We start from the raw sequence: 18,488 nt of genomic DNA, 5'->3' as shown, positions 1-18,488 counted from the left end.
AGCTGTCCTTAGTACGAGAGGACCGGGATGGACGGACCGCTGGTGTATCTGCTGCGAAGGCAATCGCATAAGGCAGGGTAGCCAAGTCTGGCAGGGATAAACGCTGAAGGCATCTAAGCGTGAAGCCCCCCTCAAGATGAGATATCCCCACGCAAGTGGTAAGACCCCTTGGAGAGTACGAGGTTGATAGGCACAAGGTGTAAGAGTGGTAACATTCTCAGCTGATGTGTACTAATAGGTCGAGGACTTAACCAAAAAGTCAAGAAAAGTTTGGAGATTCAGTGTTCGGTTTTGAAGGAACAATTAAAACATTCCTCAATAGCTCAGTCGGTAGAGCATTCGGCTGTTAACCGAAGTGTCGTAGGTTCGAGTCCTACTTGGGGAGCTACAGAATAATCTGTTAATTCGCCGATAGGCGAAGAGCGAGGCCCCTTGGTCAAGCGGTTAAGACATCGCCCTTTCACGGCGGTAACAGCAGTTCGAACCTGCTAGGGGTCATATATATATGGTGACATAGCCAAGTGGTAAGGCATAGGTCTGCAACACCTTGAGCGTCGGTTCAAATCCGTCTGTCACCTCTTTAAGAATCCATTTTATGGATTCTTTTTTTATTCTCTAAATTTTCTCGTTTTCTAATGTGTTATACTAATATTACATATTTTCTGTAAGGTGGAGCCGGTTAGCATGCTTAGATTAAGTCTTAGACATATATCAGAAGTATATCTTTATGAATATTATAAAAATCCCGATGAATATGAAATATCTGATACAGATCTTGCACGCCCTCACATTGATAAGGCCAATATGCTTCTATCAGAGCAAAGGAATAATGAAGCTTTACAGGAGTATCTTGCTGCTGTTATGGAAAATCCTGTAAGTTTTGAAGCTGTATCTGGAATCATCATCTGTTGTAAGCGCCTGGGAGATATTGAAGGTGCATATAAATATACGAAAGAGATGTATAATATTTGCTGTACCAGAGCTGAACTAGCGACTTATTACAGGAATATGGGATGGTATTATCTGGAAAAGTATGATCCGGACCTTTCTGCTGCTCTGTATAGATTTAGTACTTTTTTGGTTGAAAGTGAAGCTGCTGAGCAGGAGATCAAATATCTTGAAACGGCTTTGAACAAGCCTATGGGACGTGAAAATTCTGAAGAGATTATAGAAATACTTAAGCAAAACAATATTCCTACAGGTCCTTCTAATATAACGTTGGCGCTATTGATAAAAGCAGGCGAAGAAGCTGAAGATAGCGGCAATTATATACAGGCCAATGACTGTTATATGATGGTTTATGATCTGACACAGGATGATGAGATTGGAGATAGGATTACCAGAATAAAAAACATAATAATGTAAGTGTATTGGAAATACGATCTTTTTAAATAAATTTGAATACAGATGAGTAATCGGAAAATAGAATGTTAGCAACAAAGCCTACAATAAAATAATATATACTGAGGAAGGTAAAGGGTTATGGAAGAAAGAAACGTTAATGTAAATGAAGATCAGAAGGTAGAATCCATGGAGGATTATGCTGATGTACTTGAGAGGTCATTTAGAAAGTTAAATGTTGGAGATGTTGTAGAGGGCATAGTATCCGGCGTTGAAGATACCAAAGTGACTGTTGATCTTGATTATTATGCTCCGGGTATCATTTTACTGGAAGATCTGTCTGATGATCCGCATTTTTCAATAAGAAATGATATCCATGCAGGAGATAAGATATCTGCAACAATTAAGCGCATGGATGATGGAAGGGGCAATATACTTCTTTCTAGGAAGGAAGCTAATAAAGTCCTTGCATGGGATAAACTGAAGGAACTTCTAGAGTCTAAAGAAGTAGTGAGCGTAAAGGTATCTGAAGCAGTAAAAGCAGGCGTTGTAGCTTATCTTGAAGGTATAAGAGCATTTATTCCTGCATCCAAGCTTGCACTTTCATTTGTAGAAGAGGCTGATCTTCAGAGCTATGTAGGAAAGACATTAGATGTACAGGTTATCACAGCTGATGAGGAGGATGATAAGTTAGTACTGTCTGCTAAGGAGATATTAAGAGAAAAGGCCAATGAAGAGAGAAAGAATAAGATCTCGAATGTAGAAGTCGGTCTTGTAACAGAAGGTACTGTGGAAAGTCTTCAGAGTTACGGAGCTTTTATAGATCTTGGAAATGGAATTTCAGGACTATGTCACATATCTCAGATTGCAAATCAGAGAATCGCTCATCCAAGCTCAGTTCTCAAAGTGGGTCAGAAGGTAAAGGTTAAAGTCATAGCTATTAAGGATGGTAAATTATCTCTATCTATGAAAGCACTTGATGATGTTATGGCAAAGGAGATAACAGAAGAAGAGATTGAATATAAGAGTGAAGGTGAAGCTACTACTACACTTGCAGACCTTTTGAAAAAAGCAGGATTCTGATCTTGGTAACACAAAAAATGTTTAAGATAAGTACCAAGAGAGGTTATTCCGGAATGTAGCTTATTATTATTTTAAAGAGGTATATATACAACTGATATAGAAAGGAGCTTACTGATGAGTGATGCTGTTGAAAGATTAAAAGAGCTTGTTGAATCAACTGATAATATAGTATTTTTTGGCGGCGCAGGAGTATCAACTGAAAGCGGAATTCCTGATTTTAGAAGTCAGGATGGTCTTTATAATCAGAAATATAAGTATCCTCCGGAACAGATCGTAAGTCATACTTTTCTTACGAAAAAACCTCAGGAGTTTTTTGAATTCTATAAAGACAGAATGATCTATCAGGATGCAAAGCCCAATAAAGCCCATCTTAAGCTTGCGCAGTGGGAAAAGGAAGGCAAATTAAAAGCTGTAATAACCCAGAACATTGACGGACTACATCAGGCGGCAGGTTCTAAGAATGTACTTGAACTTCACGGAAGTACGCTTAGGAATTATTGCCTTAAATGTGGCAGAAGATATGATATCGATTATGTCATAAATTCAAAAGAGACAATTCCTTACTGTGAATGCGGCGGGATGGTCAGACCTGATGTTGTATTGTATGAAGAAGGCCTTGATATGGATGTGATAGAATCTGCTGTCTCTTATATCAAAAATGCAGATGTTCTTATAATAGGCGGGACCTCACTGGCTGTATATCCTGCTGCAGGCCTTATCGATTACTATACAGGCGATAAGCTTGTTGTAGTCAATAAGTCGGCAACTCCCAGAGATTCACAGGCAGATCTGGTGGTTCAGGGAAGTATTGGCGAAATATTTGATCAGCTTCCATGAGATAGAAGTATCCAGAGTTATGTTCGCAGTACAAGATCAAAGAGGCAATATATCAGGCTACTGACTAAGCCTTAATATTCATATTAGGATCTTTAGACATATTCTTTCGCAACATGAGGTAATATATGCAAATAGAAGTAGGAGACATAGTCACACTTAAGAAGAAGCATCCATGCGGATCTTTTGAGTGGGAAGTATTAAGATCCGGTGCTGACTTCAGACTCAAATGTGTAGGATGTGCTCATCAGATAATGATAGCAAGAACAGCACTTGAGAAGAATATAAAAAGAATAAAGCATAAAGAATAAAGCATAAAGAATAAAGCATAAAGAATAAAGCATAAAGAATAAAGAATAAAGCATAAAGAATAAAGCATAAAGAATAAAGTATAAAGCATAAAGGATAAACTACTAATACTTCCTGATCTGATGCGCTACCAGCCTATGTAAAGATCTTGGGGATGTCGGTATGTTCAAGTGGGAAGTCTGTATAGATTAGGATTTTGATTTATCTGACAATTCGATTTATTGAATGAAAAAAGCAATTTTACGTTAAAAAACTTGCAAATAAAGGCTGTTCATGCTATGATGAAACTCCGTGATATAAATTCCTTGCTTCTGCTGCAGCACTTTTACGTATCACACGCTGCACATGCAGGCGGAAGCCAGAGACCAAAAGGAGGTAACAACAGCATGAACAAGTACGAATTAGCCGTTGTTGTCAGCGCAAATGTTGATGATGAAGCAAAAACAAAGGCCGTTGACAAGTGCAAGGCACTGATCGAGCGTTTCGGAGGCACAGTTACGAACGTAGACGATTGGGGTAAGAAGAAGCTTGCTTATGAGATTCAGAAGCAGACTGAAGGTTTCTACTACTTCATCCAGTTCGACGCTGAGGCATCAGTTCCAGCTGAGCTCGAGTCACGTGTTCGCATCGTGGACAACGTCATCAGATACTTATGCGTTAGAAACGACGAGGCATAAGAAAGAGGACAAGACAGATGAATAAAGTTATACTTATGGGACGTTTAACAAGAGATCCGGATGTAAGATATAGTCAGGGTGAGAACCCACTTGCAATTGCAAGATATACACTGGCTGTTGACCGCAGATTTTCTAGAAAAGATAGTGGTGACGGACAGCAGACTGCAGATTTTATTTCCTGCAAAGCTTTTGGAAGATCCGGTGAATTTGCAGAAAAGTATTTCCGCAAGGGAACCAAGATCTGCGTAACAGGCAGAATCGAAACTGGTTCATACACCAATAAGGATGGCGTCAAAGTATACACTACAGAAGTCGTTGTAGAAGATCAGGAGTTCGCAGAGAGCAAGAACAGCGGAAGCGGAGATTTCTCTCAGCCCGCAGCATCTGGATCTGCAGCACCTGTAGCGGCAGCTGATGGTTTCATGAACATTCCTGATGGAATTGATGAAGAACTGCCGTTCAACTAATGGTCAGCAGTTTAGGCTGACTAGAATTTGATAGGAGGCAAACCAAATGGCTTTCAATAAAGAAAGATCCGAAGCACCTCGTAGAAAAGGTGGCATGCACAGAAGAAAGAAAGTTTGCGTATTCTGTGGTAAGGATCATGCAATTGATTATAAAGATGCAGCAACTCTTAAGAAGTATGTTTCTGAGAGCGGAAAGATTCTTCCTAGAAGAATCACAGGAAACTGCGCAAAGCACCAGAGAGAGATCACTGTTGCTATCAAGCGTGCTAGACATCTTGCTATTATGCCATACGTAGCAGACTAATAGTCAGCAATAAGGTATATAATTCAAGGCACTTTTTAGAAGAGATTCTAAGAAGTGCCTTTTTTCTTCTTGGTATTATATTAAAATTACTGTATCGTCAGGTGGCAGGCTCTTACAATAAATGTTATAATCCATTTTATAGGAGCCGTGGAGGGTTATTCAAATGAAGAAAAATAGAATCAGATTAAAGGGACGTCTGCGTACTTTTCTAACGACATTTCTTTACCTGGATATTATATTAATTCTTGTCACATTTCTTGTGTTTTTGTTTGGTGGCATTCAGGCAGGGATTATCCTTACGATTTTCACTATTTTATATACCGTAATTGTTTTTCTTATGTATTTTATGACCCGGCCTATTGTTATCAATGAGCTTATTAGTTTTGCTACGCAGTATGGACAGATTCAGAAGACTTTACTTAGGGAGATGGATCTGCCAAGCTGTCTTTTGGATGATACAGGCAAAGTTATTTGGTCTAATATTGCATTTGAGAAGACTGTTCATGAGAAAAAGAATTTTCATAAGCAGATAACTGCTGTTTTCCCATCAGTTACAGCCGATAAGTTTCCGGCTATGGATGATGAGGAAGTCCAGTATGATCTTGAATATGAAAATAACTACTATTCTCTTAGAATGCGCAAAATATCTCTTGAAGAGATGGCAAGTAACAGTGATATCATTGAAGCCGGAAGCTATGACGGATATCTTATCATAGTATACCTTTTCGATCAGACAGCACTTCGTCTTGCTGTTCAGGAAGTCGATGACCAGTCTATGGCCGCAGGTCTTATCTACCTTGATAACTATGAAGAGGCACTTGAAAGTGTAGAAGAGGTTCGAAGGTCACTTCTTATCGCACTTATAGATCGTAAGATCAATAAATATGTTGCAAGTTGTAACGGAATAGTGCGTAAGACTGAGAAGGATAAATATTTTGTTGTAATGCCCAAGAGGTATTGCAAGGTGATGCAGGAAGCCAGATTTGACATACTTGAAGAGGTCAAGACAGTCAATATAGGTAATGAGATGGCTGTTACCCTCAGTATAGGTATGGGTATAGATGGTCTATCATATTCGCAGAACTATGAATTTGCCCGTAATGCTATAGATCTGGCTCTTGGCAGAGGCGGCGATCAGGCTGTAGTCAAGACTCCTGATAATACCATCTATTATGGCGGTAAGAGTCAGCAAATTGAGAAGAATACAAGAGTTAAAGCCAGAGTTAAGGCTCATGCTCTAAAGGAGATCATCACAGCTAATGATACAGTGCTTGTCATGGGTCACAGACTTGGCGATGTAGATAGCTTTGGAGCTTCTGTTGGTATTAACAGGATCAGTAAGTATCTTGACAGAAAATGTCATATAGTTCTTAATGATGTGACCAAATCCATGCAGCCTCTGGTAGATCTTTTTAAGAACAATCCGGAATATGAAGATGATATGATCATAGGCTCTCAGACTGCGATTGATATGGCTAGCGGCAATGTAGTTCTGGTTGTTGTAGATGTCAATAAGCCGTCTATTACAGAATGTCCTGAGCTTCTTAGATTTTGTAAGAATATAGTAGTGCTGGATCATCACAGACAGGGAACAGAGACTATAGAGAATGCAACTCTTTCATATGTTGAGCCTTATGCTTCATCGACATGTGAGATGGTATCTGAGATACTTCAGTATATCGGTGAGAACGTAAAAGTCAACACCGAAGAAGCAGACAGCATGTATTCCGGTATCATGGTTGATACCAATAACTTTATGCAAAAAACCGGTGTCAGAACCTTTGAGGCTGCAGCATTCCTTCGTCGTAACGGTGCTGATGTTACCAGAGTCAGAAAACTCTTTAGAGAAGACGCCAATGAATACAAGACCAAAGCAGATGCAGTCAGCCAGGCTGAGATCTATAAAGGAGCCTATGCAATATCCATATGTAACAGTGAAGATATCGTAAGTCCTACTATCATTGGAGCTCAGGCAGCCAATGAACTTCTTAATATAAAGGGAATCAAAGCTAGCTTCGTATGTACCGAATATCAGAATATGGTATATGTAAGTGCAAGATCGATTGATGAAGTCAACGTTCAGCTTGTCATGGAGAGACTTGGCGGTGGTGGTCATATGACTATGGCCGGATGCCAGATGGAAGGCATGACAGTTACAGAAGCTATAGGAATTATCAAGAAAACAATAGATACAATGATTGAGGAAGGTGAACTTAAATGAAAGTAATTCTTTTGGAAGATGTTAAATCTCTTGGAAAAAAGGGAGATATTGTAAAAGTAAGTGATGGATATGCTAACAATATGCTCTTTAAGCAAAAGCTTGGAGTAGAAGCAACCAATGCAAATCTTGCAAGACTTAAGGCTGAGCAGAAACATGATGCCAAGGTAGCAGAGGAGAAGCTTGAAGATGCTAAGGCATTTGGAGAAAAAATCGAGAAGGAACTGATCAAGGTTACTATCAAAACAGGAGAAGGTGGTAAAGTATTCGGCTCAGTTTCTACTAAGGAAATCGCTCAGGCAGCAAAAACTCAGTTTGGTTTTGATATAGACAAAAAGAAACTTGTTCTCTCAGAGCCTATCAAGGCATGTGGAACTTATGAGATCCCTGTAAAGCTTCATCCACAGGTAACAGCTAAGATCAGAGTATCTGTAACAGAAGCTTAAGTTTACGACAAAACTAATTCTCGGATCAAAGGATAATTATGGCAGACGAACAGTTTATGGTTAAAAGGGTTCCTCCGCAAAGCCGTGAGGCAGAGCAGTCTGTTGTAGGCGCTATGCTTATGGACAGGGAGGCGATAGAAGTTGCAACCGAGTACATAACGGGTGAAGATTTCTATGATCGCCAGCTTGGAACCTTTTTTGATGCATGTGTAGAACTTAATAAAGAGGGAAGACCTGTTGACCAGGTAACACTTCAGGAAAGGCTCAAGGACAAGAATGTTCCGCCGGAGTACGCTTCGACTGAGTATATTGTCAATCTTGTAGCAGCGGTTCCGACTTCGGCCAACGTCAAGTATTATGCACAGATAGTTGCAGAGAAGTCTACACTTCGAAAACTTATCAAAGTATGCGAAGAGACATCAAGTAACTGCTACGCAGGAACTGATAATCTGGAAACTATTCTGAATAATGTCGAGAAAGACGTTTTTAATGTAACGCAAAGAAGGGACAGCGGAGAGTTCGTTCCGATCAGGCAGATTGTTGTCAATGCCCTTAATAAGATAGCAACTGCAAGCCGTAATACTGGAACAGTTACAGGTATCGCAACAGGATTTACAGATCTTGACTATGATACTTCGGGATTTCAACCATCGGATCTTATTCTTATAGCGGCAAGACCTTCAATGGGTAAGACAGCTTTTGCACTTAATATTGCAGAATATATGGCTTTTAGAAATAATGTTACTGCGGCCATATTCTCGCTGGAAATGAGTAAAGAACAGCTTGTAAACAGACTTTTTGCCATGGAATCCCATGTCGAAGCTCAGAATCTAAGAACAGGTAAGATGTCTGACGGTGACTGGGAAGCTCTGATTGACAGTGCTGATCTTATAGGCGGTTCTAACCTCATAATAGATGATACTCCTGGTATATCTGTACAGGAGATGAGATCCAAGTGTCGTAAGTACAAGATGGAGCATAATCTTGGAATTATATTCATTGACTACTTACAGCTTATGTCAGGAGGTGGAACAAGAGGATCGGAATCAAGACAGCAGGAGATTTCAGATATATCAAGATCACTTAAAGCTCTTGCCAGAGAGATCAATGTTCCTGTTGTTGCACTGTCACAGCTGTCACGAGCTGTAGAGCAGAGACCTGATCACAGACCCATGCTATCTGACCTTCGAGAATCCGGAGCTATCGAGCAGGATGCGGATATGGTTATGTTCATCTATCGTGATGATTACTATAACCATGATACTGAGAAAAAAGGTATCGCAGAGATCATCATAGCAAAACAGAGAAATGGCCCTATCGGAACGGTTGAACTTCTTTGGATGCCTCAGTTTACAAAGTTTGCAAATCTGGAGAGGCATTAGAAGGCAGATAAGATTTATAAGTTGTAATAAAAGAGAACGATTATTACCCGTAAAGATTCAGACAAAGATATAAAAGAATAAAGAATTGATGGATTAAAACAATATGTTAATATGCATCAAGTTTTTTGGCGGATTGTAGTGAGTTTACAATCCGCTTTTTTTTATCTGAAAATATTGTTTCGATTTTGTAAAAAAGACCGATAAAAAAACAGGTAAGCAAAATGCCTACCTGCTTAGTTCAAATTATTATCGATCAGTTTTGATTATAATCCAATCCGGATTTTATCAAAGATAAAATTAAATTGAATTATCCCTGAGAAATAGCTGAAACAGGGCACTGAGCTGCGCAAGAACCGCAGTCGATACATGTGTTAGGATCGATCTCGTACTGAGAAGCTCCCTGAGAAATAGCTGAAACAGGGCACTGAGCAGCACATGAACCGCAGCTGATGCAAGAATCACCAATAACGTATGCCATAGTAAAATCTCCTTCCTTACGAATGAATAAGTAATAATTACTAATGAGTTTGCCTTCTCATTATTTACTTTGTTGCAATCATAATAGTATATCAAAATTATGAATTTAGCAAGTTTGTTAGCACAGGCTAATGATGCTGCAAATAATCCTTATAGATATTGCACATATAGATACATTGTAAAAGTTTAAGAATTGTTAATAATCACCCACGTTGACATTGGCTGGGTCAAATGTTACTATGATATTTGCAGTAATATATGATATTAACGTCTATTTTTGTGCTCATTTCAGGCAAAATGATTTTTGCACGAATCGTTGTATCAGTTAATTTGCATAGAAATGTGGAATTTTTTACTATAAATTTTTCTCATTTCCGGAAACTGTAGATACAGATCAACATACCGGATCTGTATTGTAAAAATAAGGTAGGAGGAATAATAATGGCAAGAAACATGAAAACCATGGATGGCAATGAAGCTGCTGCATATGCATCATATGCTTATACCGAAGTTGCTGCCATGTACCCGATCACACCATCATCTGTTATGCCTGAGCATGTAGATGAATGGGCAACTGCAGGAAAGAAGAACATCTTCGGACGTACAGTACAGATTACAGAAATGCAGGCAGAGAGCGGCGCAGCCGGCGCTGTTCACGGATCACTTGTAGCCGGTGCCCTCACATCGACTTATACAGCATCTCAGGGCCTTTTGTTGATGATCCCTGATCTTTATAAGGTTGCTGGTGAGCGTCTCCCCGGTGTTTTCAACGTATCAGCTCGTTGCGTAGCTTCACACGCACTGAACATTTTTGGTGATCACTCCGACGTATATGCATGCCGTCAGACCGGTGCTGCAATGCTTTGTGAATCATCAGTTCAGGAAGTTATGGATCTTACTCCTGTTGCTTATTGTGCAGCACTTGAAGGAAAACTTCCTTTCATTAACTTCTTTGATGGTTTCCGTACATCCCATGAAATCCAGAAGATCGAGGTTTGGAGTGATGAGGATCTTAAAGATCTTGCTCCTTTCGATGCAATCGACGATTTCAAGAAGAATGCACTCAATCCTAATCACCCTCGTCAGATGGGCTCAGCTCAGAACCCTGATATCTTCTTCCAGACAAGAGAATCATGCAATAACGCTTATTTAGCTATTCCTGAGATCGTTCAGAAGTACATGGATAAGGTTAATGCTAAGATCGGTACTGACTACAAGCTCTTCAACTATTACGGTGCAGCAGATGCTGAAACTGTAATCGTAGCGATGGGTTCAGTTAACGATACAATCGAAGAGACAATCGATTATCTTGAAGCTAAGGGAGAAAAGGTCGGCGTAGTTAAAGTAAGACTGTATCGTCCTTTTGCTGCTAAGGCACTTGTTGATGCGCTTCCTGCATCTGTTAAGAAGATCGAAGTTCTCGATAGAACTAAAGAGCCTGGATCACTTCATGAGCCTCTTGCTCTTGATGTAATCGCAGCTCTTAAAGGAACTAAGTTTGAAACAGTTCCTGTATTCTGTGGCCGTTATGGTCTTGGATCAAAGGATACAACACCTAACCAGATCGTTGCTGTATTCCACAATGATTCTAAGCCTGAATTCACAATCGGTATCACAGATGATGTTACTAACCTCTCACTTGATGCCGGTGCTCCTCTGGTTACAACACCTGAAGGAACAACCAACTGTAAGTTCTGGGGTCTTGGAGCTGATGGTACTGTAGGTGCCAACAAGAACTCCATCAAGATCATCGGTGATAACACAGACATGTATGCTCAGGCATATTTTGACTATGACTCCAAGAAGTCCGGTGGTGTTACCATGTCTCACCTTAGATTTGGTAAGAAGCCTATCAAGTCAACATACCTGATCAAGACAGCAAACTTCGTAGCTTGCCACAATCCTTCCTATATCCGTAAGTTCAACATGGTACAGGAGATCGTTGATGGCGGTTCATTCCTTCTTAACTGCCCATGGTCTGTAGAAGATCTGGAAAAAGAAATTCCTGGACAGGTTAAGAAATATATTTATGATCACAAGATCAACTTCTACATCATGAATGGTTCAAAGATCGGTGTTGAAGTTGGAATGGGACCTACAAGGATCAACACAATCCTTCAGTCTGCATTCTTCACAATTACAGAGATCATTCCTAAGGAAGATGCTCTTAAATTCATGAAGGACGCTGCTCAGAAGACATACGGACGTAAAGGTCAGGATGTCGTTGAGAAGAACTGGAAGGCTATTGATGCCGGTGCAGATCCTAAGAACCTTATCAAGGTTGAGATTCCTGAGTCATGGAAGGATGCACAGGATGAAGGTCTTGATTTCACAGTAGCTAAGGGTGATCGTAAGGATGTTATCGACTTTGTTAATAATATCCAGGCTAAGGTTAATGCTCAGGAAGGTAACAGCCTTAAGGTTTCAGATGTAGCTCCTTATACTGATGGTTCTACACCTTCCGGATCATCTGCATATGAGAAGCGTGGTATTGCTGTCAATGTTCCTGAATGGAATCCTGAGAAGTGTATACAGTGTACATTCTGTTCACTCGTATGTCCTCATGCAGCAATCCGTCCTGTAGCTATGACAGCTGATGAAGCTGCTAATGCTCCTAAGGATATGAAGCTTGTAGATCTCAAGGGTATGGACGGATACAAGTTTGGTATCACTGTATCAGCTCTTGACTGTACAGGTTGCGGTTCTTGTGCAAATGTATGTCCTGGCAATATGCAGGAGAAAGTCACTCTTGTTATGGGTGCGCTTGCTAAGAACGAGTGGCAGCAGGAAGGCTTCAACTATGCTGTAACACTTCCTACTAAGACAGAAGTTGTTGAGAAGTTCAACTCAGCTACTGTTAAGGGATCACAGTTCCTGAAACCTCTCCTTGAGTTCTCAGGCGCTTGCGCAGGCTGCGGTGAGACACCTTATATCAAGCTCGTAACACAGCTGTTTGGTGACAGAATGTATGTAGCTAATGCTACAGGATGTACCTCTATCTGGGGTAACTCTTCACCTTCTACACCTTATACAGTAAACGAGAAGGGTCATGGTCCTGCATGGGATAACTCATTGTTCGAAGACAATGCTGAGTTCGGTTTCGGTATGCTCCTTGCTCAGAATGCACTTCGTGATGAAGTTAAGGAACAGGCAGAGAAACTTGCAGATAATGCAGCAGTCAAGAAGTATCTCGATACATTCAACGATGGTGCTACCAACACAGCTGCTACAGAAGAGATGATCGCAGCACTTGCCGGTGATAATTCCGAAGCTGCTACATTCATCAAGAAGAATGCAGACTTTGCTGCTAAGAAGTCACAGTGGATCTTCGGTGGTGATGGATGGGCATTCGATATCGGATTTGGTGGTCTTGACCACGTACTTGCTTCCGGTAAGGATGTAAACGTTCTTGTTGTCAACACTGAGGTTTACTCCAATACAGGTGGACAGGCTTCTAAGGCTACTCCTGTCGGCGCTGTCGCACAGTTCGCTGCAGGTGGTAAGGCTATCAAGCAGAAAGACCTTGCATCTATCGCTATGAGCTATGGCTACGTATATGTAGCACAGATTGCTATGGGTGCTAACATGAAGCAGACTATCGATGCTATAAGAGAGGCTGAGGCTTATCCGGGTCCTTCACTTATCATCGCATATGCTCCTTGTATCAACCATGGTATCAAGGTTAACGGCGGTATGACAGGATGTATGACAGAGGAAAAGAGAGCCGTAGAGTGCGGTTACTGGAACCTCTTCAGATATAATCCTGCAGCACAGGGCAAGAAGTTCACACTCGACTTCAAGAATACAAAGCCTGAAAACTATCAGGAATTCCTTGATGGTGAGGTTCGTTACATGTCACTGAAGAAGAGTAATCCTGCTAATGCTGACAGAATGTACGCTGAGAACGCTCAGAATGCTAAGGATCACCTTGCATATCTTGAAAGACTCGTTTCAATGTACGATTCTACTAACGAATAAAAATAAGACAACGGCCCCTGCGTTATGCGCAGGGGCTGTTTTTATGGAACAAGATACTGCACTGATATAGTTGGAAGGTTATAAAAAGCTCATCGATAGAAATTCTACCGATGAGCTTATGCTTTTTAAGATCATTTAGTTGGCTGCTGCGAGCTTCTGGAGGGCTCTGTCAGCTATAACGACCGGATAATGTTCTTCGAGGAAGTCTGCACTGTACGTTCCTGTATCTTCCATCTTGGCGTATTCGCCAAAGAGGTTGCAGAGGTTGTTGAATCTCTTATCATTCTGATTGCCATATATGCAAAGAAGGTATCCGCCTTCGTCTTCGTTACGGAATAAGGTGTTGCGGCTTTGGAATCCCGGAGGAAGAAGAGCTGGCAATTTCAAAACATCATGCATGGATCCGAGTTTAAAACAGCAGAAAGAATTCTCGCTGCTTCTAGAAGCTCTTCTAATAGCGGCATTATGTCCTGTTTTAAGTCTCTTGGACTCGTGATTGGTTACTCCGTCAAGGAAACCTGAGAAGTCACCGTCCTGGAGACGATGGAACAGATCCATAACCTCTTCGTCTTCGCTTTCTTCTGTATTCTCAGAGAAGTCAATATTACCTTTTTCATAGGACGCATTATCATCCTGCACAGAAGGACCAAATTCTGAAAAACGTGTATCTAGTTCTTCGGGATCTTCTGACTTAGTGATAACCAAAATAATACACTCTGAGTTAACAGGAATAGCTTCTATCATAAGCGGAACATCTTCTGCATTAAAACCAAAACGAGTGTTGGCCTGATGCATCATTTCCTGAAAAAGTTCACGTGCTTTATCTGTACCATAAGCAAGCTCGCTGACTTTGAGCTGTCTTTTTGTTAGATCCTCTCTGGTAAGTGTGCAACGGATCTGGTGATCATTCACCTTCTCAATTTTCATAAACTTACCTCCTGCTTTTGTTATTTCATCCTTGAATACTTAGCTGTAAAAATTGATTACACTGATACTAAAGTATACTTTGCGCAATGTCAATATATGTATCGGTCTAAAGCCCTAAATTTAAGAGAGTATTTCCCAAAAAATAAAAAAGATTTTATTAAAAGGGGACTTGCGAAAAGCATCCCTATGAATTATAATGTTTATTCGTGAGATGTCTTTCCCAAATATTTATCCGGGAAGGGGACATGTTTTCTAGAATATCGTAATCAGTTCTGCATCAGTCAGAACGCCTTACAGACATATTAGTCTGAGGGATTACCCATTTTTGAAAAGTAATAACAAAAAACATTTTTTTATTAAACAACGTACTAAGTCTGAAATGATCATACTTGTCGTATCTGTTGTTAAGAGCTGCATTTCTTTAAATTATGGCATAAAGATTTCATCCCATTTTGCAATATAGAAGACAGCTGCTTGATCGTATATGCAGATACCGGCAATCAGTAGTAGCATCTCGCTACAGGATTTCAAGCTATTTTGACTAAAGGATACGGGATGGCATCTCATAAGTGAATATGGCAGCTTTTAGAACAAGGGGAAGGCAACCGTCTTTTTGAAAGATATATCAAGGAGACGCCCATTGCCACTTATCTGCGATTTATATCACGGATGCCTTTTGGCGCAGATATAACCTTGTAATAAAAAAACGCGACAAATAAACATAATTAACAAGAGGATCCCGCCACTTGCATATATGAATAGCTGTCGCCAAGCCAAAATGCCTGGTTCCTTGATCGCAGATCAAGGAGCCAGTTTTTATATTGCATAGCCGCTGATATGGCAATGATAAAGCGGAGTGCTGCTATAGATGGCACTACACCAAGTATTGTGGTAAAATAGTACCCGGTCAAAAATATATGAATCTGAGGGAATTGAAAAGTTTGAAAATCTTCCATTTTCAAACCCGGATTGGTGCCGCGAGCTCCGCCAATTTGGACCATTAGTCACTAGATTTGCTCGCGACATGAGGTTATTTATGAAACATAAGGTAATACCTGTAGTTGTAATCGTAGTCCTGATACTTGTCCTCGGGGGAGGATATGCAGGTAAGTATTTGTATGACAAGTATTCTTACAGCAATGAGCAGGCAGATACTAAGAGCTATTTCGGAATAGAAGATGAAAATGATGTTCCGATAATTCTCCAAAATGAAAAGTCAGATCTTCATGCAAGACTTATCGACGGCGTTTATTATATGACTTTTTCTGATGTACAGAATATTCTAAACGACCGCTTCTATTACGGCCAGGAGGAAGGAATCCTTGTATATACAACTCCAAGTGCCATAATAACAGTCGGTGTAGACTCTACCACAACATCATCTACAGACGGGTCCTGTGAAGATCTTGGATATAAGGCAGCAGTTTATGACAATGATACCCTTTATGTTGCTATAGATTATGTAAAAAAATATACCAATTTTAACTACACAGCTTATACGGATCCAAACCATATCACAATGTATACGCAGTTCGATCAGGAGATCCGCGCTGTCATCAAAAAAAATACCAAGCTCAGACTTAGAGGTGGTGTAAAAAGTGAGATCCTTGTCGGACTTGAAAAGGGTGATACAGTCGTACTTCTTGAAAAACTTGAGGATTGGTCCAAGGTTGTCAGTCCTGATGGCTATATAGGTTATGTTGAGAACAAGTTCCTTGAAAATATCCAGACAGTTGATCTTCTGGCTCCATCTGATTATGCAGAACCTGAATATACATCTGTTCATCTTGATGGCAAGGTCAATCTGGTATGGCATTCGATAGGCGGTAAGGCAGGTAATGACACACTTTCATCTGCTATTTCAAATACATCCGGACTTAATGTAATATCACCAACATGGTTTTCTCTTAGTGACAATGAGGGAAGCATAGAGTCTTTTGCCACACAGGGTTATGTAGATACAGCGCATGCAAATGGTATGCAGGTGTGGGCAGCTCTTGATAACTTCAACAATTCAAACTTCCATAATGGCGAAGGAAGTACAGCCAAAGTTCTTGCAAGCAGCACTTCCAGAAAGAGACTTATCGACAGCCTTATGAGCGAAGTCAGAACCTATGGAATAGATGGTATCAATGTGGATCTGGAGTTCACAGGATCAAGTCTTGAAGATATAACAGCTGACGGCGGCGAAGATTATATAGAATTCATAAGAGAGCTTTCTATAGCCTGCAGGGCAGAAGGAACTATCCTTTCAGTTGATATCCCAGTTCCTATGGGCAATAGCTTCTTCCATAGAAAAGAGCTTGGAGTGGTATGTGACTATGTGATCATCATGGCCTACGATGAGCACTATGAAGGAAGTGCAGAAGCGGGATCTGTAGCATCTATATCTTATGTTGAAAACGGTATAAAGAATACTCTTGAGGATGTTCCTGCAGATAAGCTTGTAAATGGAATCCCGTTCTATACAAGAATCTGGTTCACGTCTACAGATGGTACTGTAAAAAGTCAGGCAGGCGGTATGTCCTGGGCTAACAGCTATATTAGTTCCAATGGCATCGACATGAACTGGGATCAGGAGACCTGTCAGTATTATGGAACATATACTCAATCTGACGGAACAGTAGTTGAGATATGGCTAGAGGATGCAGAATCCATCCAGACCAAGCTTAATGTAATGGATGTCAATGGCTGCGCCGGAGTAGCCGCATGGCAGCTTGGATATGAGACAAGTGATATATGGCCTGTAATAGAGGCTTATGTTAACAAATAAGAGGAAATAAAAGTGGATACACAAGTAGTAGTAATTGATGAAAACAATATTGATGAAAAGGCAAAGGAAGCTTTGAAAAAAGCAGGGCAGATCCTTCTTGACGGCGGTCTTGTTGCTTTTCCTACAGAGACTGTATACGGACTTGGAGGAGATGGAAGAAATCCTGACTCTTCAAAGAAAATATACGCTGCTAAAGGAAGACCTTCTGATAATCCGCTGATCGTGCATATCTGGCAGGTTGAGGATCTGTACAAGGTTGCATCCGATGTGCCTGAAGCTGCTATTAAGCTTGCAAAGGCTTTCTGGCCGGGACCACTTACTATGATCCTTAACAAGTCAGATCTTATTCCGCTAGAGACAACAGGCGGACTTGAAACGGTAGCTGTCCGTATGCCAAGCAATAAGATTGCTGCAGCTATGATCAAAGAAGGTGGCGGATTTATAGCAGCGCCAAGTGCCAACACATCAGGAAGACCATCACCTACTATGGCCAAATACTGCATTGAAGACCTTGATGGTAAGGTTGAGATGATAATAGACGGAGGTCAGGTCGGAATAGGACTTGAATCTACAATAGTAGATCTTACAGTTGATGTTCCTATGATACTGCGCCCCGGATATATAACCTATGAGATGTTAAAAGAGGTACTTCCTGAGGTTAGTATCGATAAGACAATTATTGATTCAAACTCAAAGTTAAAGCCTAAGGCACCGGGAATGAAATATCGCCATTATGCGCCTAAGGGCGAATTAACAATAGTGGAAGGTTCACAGGAACATGTGCTAAAATATATAAATGAGCATGCAGCCAAAATGCAGGAGCAAGGTCACAAAGTCGGAGTGATCGCAACAGATGCAACGGCTACATTCTATAAAGCTGATGTTGTAAAAAGCGTAGGGCCAAGGGAAGACGAGAGGAGCGTTGCACATGGGCTTTTCCGCATTCTTCGTGAATTTGATGACGAAGATGTTGATGTCATGTATTCAGAATCCTTTGATACAAATGGTATAGGCCAGGCTATTATGAACAGGCTCTTAAAGGCTGCAGGACAGCATGTAGAGCATGTATAACGGTTGAATGACAGTTTTAAAAGAGGACGCGTAATTCCTTCAGGATAGCATTTAGCGCATGTATAAAAAAGCTAAGTTAGCTGCAGTAGGATGGCGCGCAGAATATGTTTAAAGTCTGCATGACTTAAAAAACGGTAACTGTAAATATATGGTCATAACTTAAGATGATGATCATTATTTAAATTTATAAATTGGAAGGAA

General features: G+C 40.6%; 15 protein-coding genes, 3 tRNA genes and 1 rRNA gene. 17 read left to right on the top strand and 2 right to left on the bottom strand.

All coding sequences use genetic code 11. The features are described 5' to 3' along the window. From BMX21_RS08130 to dnaB, 14 genes are all read left to right on the top strand, one after another. Positions 1-255: ribosomal RNA gene (locus tag BMX21_RS08130) — 23S ribosomal RNA — on the top strand; the annotation flags it as partial. Positions 256-312: 57 nt separating this feature from the next. Next, a tRNA-Asn gene (locus BMX21_RS08125) sits at positions 313-385 on the top strand. 41 nt (positions 386-426) lie between these two features. Continuing rightward, positions 427-498, top strand: a tRNA-Glu gene (locus BMX21_RS08120). Between the two features lie 9 nt (positions 499-507). Next, positions 508-578: transfer RNA gene (locus BMX21_RS08115), tRNA-Cys, on the top strand. Positions 579-684: 106 nt separating this feature from the next. Next, on the top strand, positions 685-1,365 hold the full coding sequence (locus tag BMX21_RS08110) for a hypothetical protein (RefSeq protein WP_022754802.1): 681 nt from the start codon (positions 685-687) through the stop codon (positions 1,363-1,365). A gap of 117 nt (positions 1,366-1,482) precedes the next feature. Next, entirely contained in the window at positions 1,483-2,424 is a 942-nt protein-coding gene (locus BMX21_RS08105) for a S1 RNA-binding domain-containing protein (RefSeq protein WP_051199284.1), read from the top strand. A 114-nt stretch (positions 2,425-2,538) separates the two neighbouring features. Further along, on the top strand, positions 2,539-3,261 hold the full coding sequence (locus BMX21_RS08100) for an NAD-dependent protein deacylase (protein ID WP_022754804.1): 723 nt from the start codon (positions 2,539-2,541) through the stop codon (positions 3,259-3,261). A 125-nt stretch (positions 3,262-3,386) separates the two neighbouring features. Then, complete coding sequence (locus tag BMX21_RS08095; protein ID WP_022754805.1) at positions 3,387-3,569, top strand: DUF951 domain-containing protein; 183 nt, start codon at positions 3,387-3,389, stop codon at positions 3,567-3,569. 384 nt (positions 3,570-3,953) lie between these two features. Continuing rightward, entirely contained in the window at positions 3,954-4,244 is a 291-nt protein-coding gene (rpsF, locus tag BMX21_RS08085; protein WP_027203281.1) for a 30S ribosomal protein S6, read from the top strand. A gap of 17 nt (positions 4,245-4,261) precedes the next feature. Next, positions 4,262-4,711: a single-stranded DNA-binding protein gene (locus tag BMX21_RS08080; RefSeq protein ID WP_022754807.1), complete on the top strand. Its 450-nt coding sequence runs from the start codon at positions 4,262-4,264 to the stop codon at positions 4,709-4,711. 46 nt (positions 4,712-4,757) lie between these two features. Next, entirely contained in the window at positions 4,758-5,015 is a 258-nt protein-coding gene (gene rpsR, locus BMX21_RS08075) for a 30S ribosomal protein S18 (protein ID WP_022754808.1), read from the top strand. Positions 5,016-5,178: 163 nt separating this feature from the next. Next, positions 5,179-7,236, top strand: a complete 2,058-nt coding sequence (locus BMX21_RS08070) for a DHH family phosphoesterase (RefSeq protein ID WP_027203282.1) — start codon at positions 5,179-5,181, stop codon at positions 7,234-7,236. Then, complete coding sequence (gene rplI, locus BMX21_RS08065) at positions 7,233-7,679, top strand: 50S ribosomal protein L9 (RefSeq protein ID WP_022754810.1); 447 nt, start codon at positions 7,233-7,235, stop codon at positions 7,677-7,679. The genes BMX21_RS08070 and rplI overlap by 4 nt, the downstream gene beginning before the upstream one ends. A gap of 38 nt (positions 7,680-7,717) precedes the next feature. After that, positions 7,718-9,061, top strand: a complete 1,344-nt coding sequence (dnaB, locus tag BMX21_RS08060; protein ID WP_022754811.1) for a replicative DNA helicase — start codon at positions 7,718-7,720, stop codon at positions 9,059-9,061. 307 nt (positions 9,062-9,368) lie between these two features. Here dnaB and BMX21_RS08055 read toward each other — a convergent pair whose 3' ends face one another. Continuing rightward, the gene (locus tag BMX21_RS08055; protein WP_022754812.1) at positions 9,369-9,539 is read right to left on the bottom strand and encodes a DUF362 domain-containing protein; all 171 of its coding nucleotides are present in this window, start codon (positions 9,537-9,539) and stop codon (positions 9,369-9,371) included. 440 nt (positions 9,540-9,979) lie between these two features. On the opposite strand from BMX21_RS08055, the gene nifJ reads away from it, so the two are divergent. Further along, the gene (gene nifJ, locus BMX21_RS08050) at positions 9,980-13,516 is read left to right on the top strand and encodes a pyruvate:ferredoxin (flavodoxin) oxidoreductase (protein ID WP_092043188.1); all 3,537 of its coding nucleotides are present in this window, start codon (positions 9,980-9,982) and stop codon (positions 13,514-13,516) included. A gap of 135 nt (positions 13,517-13,651) precedes the next feature. Here nifJ and BMX21_RS08045 read toward each other — a convergent pair whose 3' ends face one another. Next, positions 13,652-14,443: an adaptor protein MecA gene (locus BMX21_RS08045; protein WP_022754814.1), complete on the bottom strand. Its 792-nt coding sequence runs from the start codon at positions 14,441-14,443 to the stop codon at positions 13,652-13,654. Positions 14,444-15,479: 1,036 nt separating this feature from the next. Between BMX21_RS08045 and BMX21_RS08035 the strand changes: the two genes are divergently transcribed. Both BMX21_RS08035 and BMX21_RS08030 read left to right on the top strand, forming a co-directional pair. Continuing rightward, on the top strand, positions 15,480-17,216 hold the full coding sequence (locus BMX21_RS08035; protein WP_022754816.1) for a glycosyl hydrolase family 18 protein: 1,737 nt from the start codon (positions 15,480-15,482) through the stop codon (positions 17,214-17,216). 12 nt (positions 17,217-17,228) lie between these two features. Next, positions 17,229-18,287, top strand: coding sequence for an L-threonylcarbamoyladenylate synthase (locus tag BMX21_RS08030; protein ID WP_092043185.1), 1,059 nt, complete (start codon positions 17,229-17,231; stop codon positions 18,285-18,287). The last annotated feature ends 201 nt before the right edge of the window (positions 18,288-18,488 follow it).

The organism is Butyrivibrio sp. TB (assembly GCF_900110805.1).
In the GTDB taxonomy this organism is placed as follows: domain Bacteria; phylum Bacillota; class Clostridia; order Lachnospirales; family Lachnospiraceae; genus Butyrivibrio; species Butyrivibrio fibrisolvens_C.
Note: the sequence above shows the minus strand (reverse complement) of the source record. Positions and strands in the feature narration are given on the sequence as shown.

What these genes read in the sequence shown, in the direction of transcription:
- BMX21_RS08110 (WP_022754802.1), top strand. Translation starts at nt 685, where the DNA reads ATGCTTAGATTAAGTCTTAGACATATATCAGAAGTATATCTTTATGAA.
- BMX21_RS08105 (WP_051199284.1), top strand. Translation starts at nt 1,483, where the DNA reads ATGGAAGAAAGAAACGTTAATGTAAATGAAGATCAGAAGGTAGAATCC.
- BMX21_RS08100 (WP_022754804.1), top strand. Translation starts at nt 2,539, where the DNA reads ATGAGTGATGCTGTTGAAAGATTAAAAGAGCTTGTTGAATCAACTGAT.
- BMX21_RS08095 (WP_022754805.1), top strand. Translation starts at nt 3,387, where the DNA reads ATGCAAATAGAAGTAGGAGACATAGTCACACTTAAGAAGAAGCATCCA.
- rpsF (WP_027203281.1), top strand. Translation starts at nt 3,954, where the DNA reads ATGAACAAGTACGAATTAGCCGTTGTTGTCAGCGCAAATGTTGATGAT.
- BMX21_RS08080 (WP_022754807.1), top strand. Translation starts at nt 4,262, where the DNA reads ATGAATAAAGTTATACTTATGGGACGTTTAACAAGAGATCCGGATGTA.
- rpsR (WP_022754808.1), top strand. Translation starts at nt 4,758, where the DNA reads ATGGCTTTCAATAAAGAAAGATCCGAAGCACCTCGTAGAAAAGGTGGC.
- BMX21_RS08070 (WP_027203282.1), top strand. Translation starts at nt 5,179, where the DNA reads ATGAAGAAAAATAGAATCAGATTAAAGGGACGTCTGCGTACTTTTCTA.
- rplI (WP_022754810.1), top strand. Translation starts at nt 7,233, where the DNA reads ATGAAAGTAATTCTTTTGGAAGATGTTAAATCTCTTGGAAAAAAGGGA.
- dnaB (WP_022754811.1), top strand. Translation starts at nt 7,718, where the DNA reads ATGGCAGACGAACAGTTTATGGTTAAAAGGGTTCCTCCGCAAAGCCGT.
- BMX21_RS08055 (WP_022754812.1), bottom strand. Translation starts at nt 9,539, where the DNA reads ATGGCATACGTTATTGGTGATTCTTGCATCAGCTGCGGTTCATGTGCT.
- nifJ (WP_092043188.1), top strand. Translation starts at nt 9,980, where the DNA reads ATGGCAAGAAACATGAAAACCATGGATGGCAATGAAGCTGCTGCATAT.
- BMX21_RS08045 (WP_022754814.1), bottom strand. Translation starts at nt 14,443, where the DNA reads ATGAAAATTGAGAAGGTGAATGATCACCAGATCCGTTGCACACTTACC.
- BMX21_RS08035 (WP_022754816.1), top strand. Translation starts at nt 15,480, where the DNA reads ATGAAACATAAGGTAATACCTGTAGTTGTAATCGTAGTCCTGATACTT.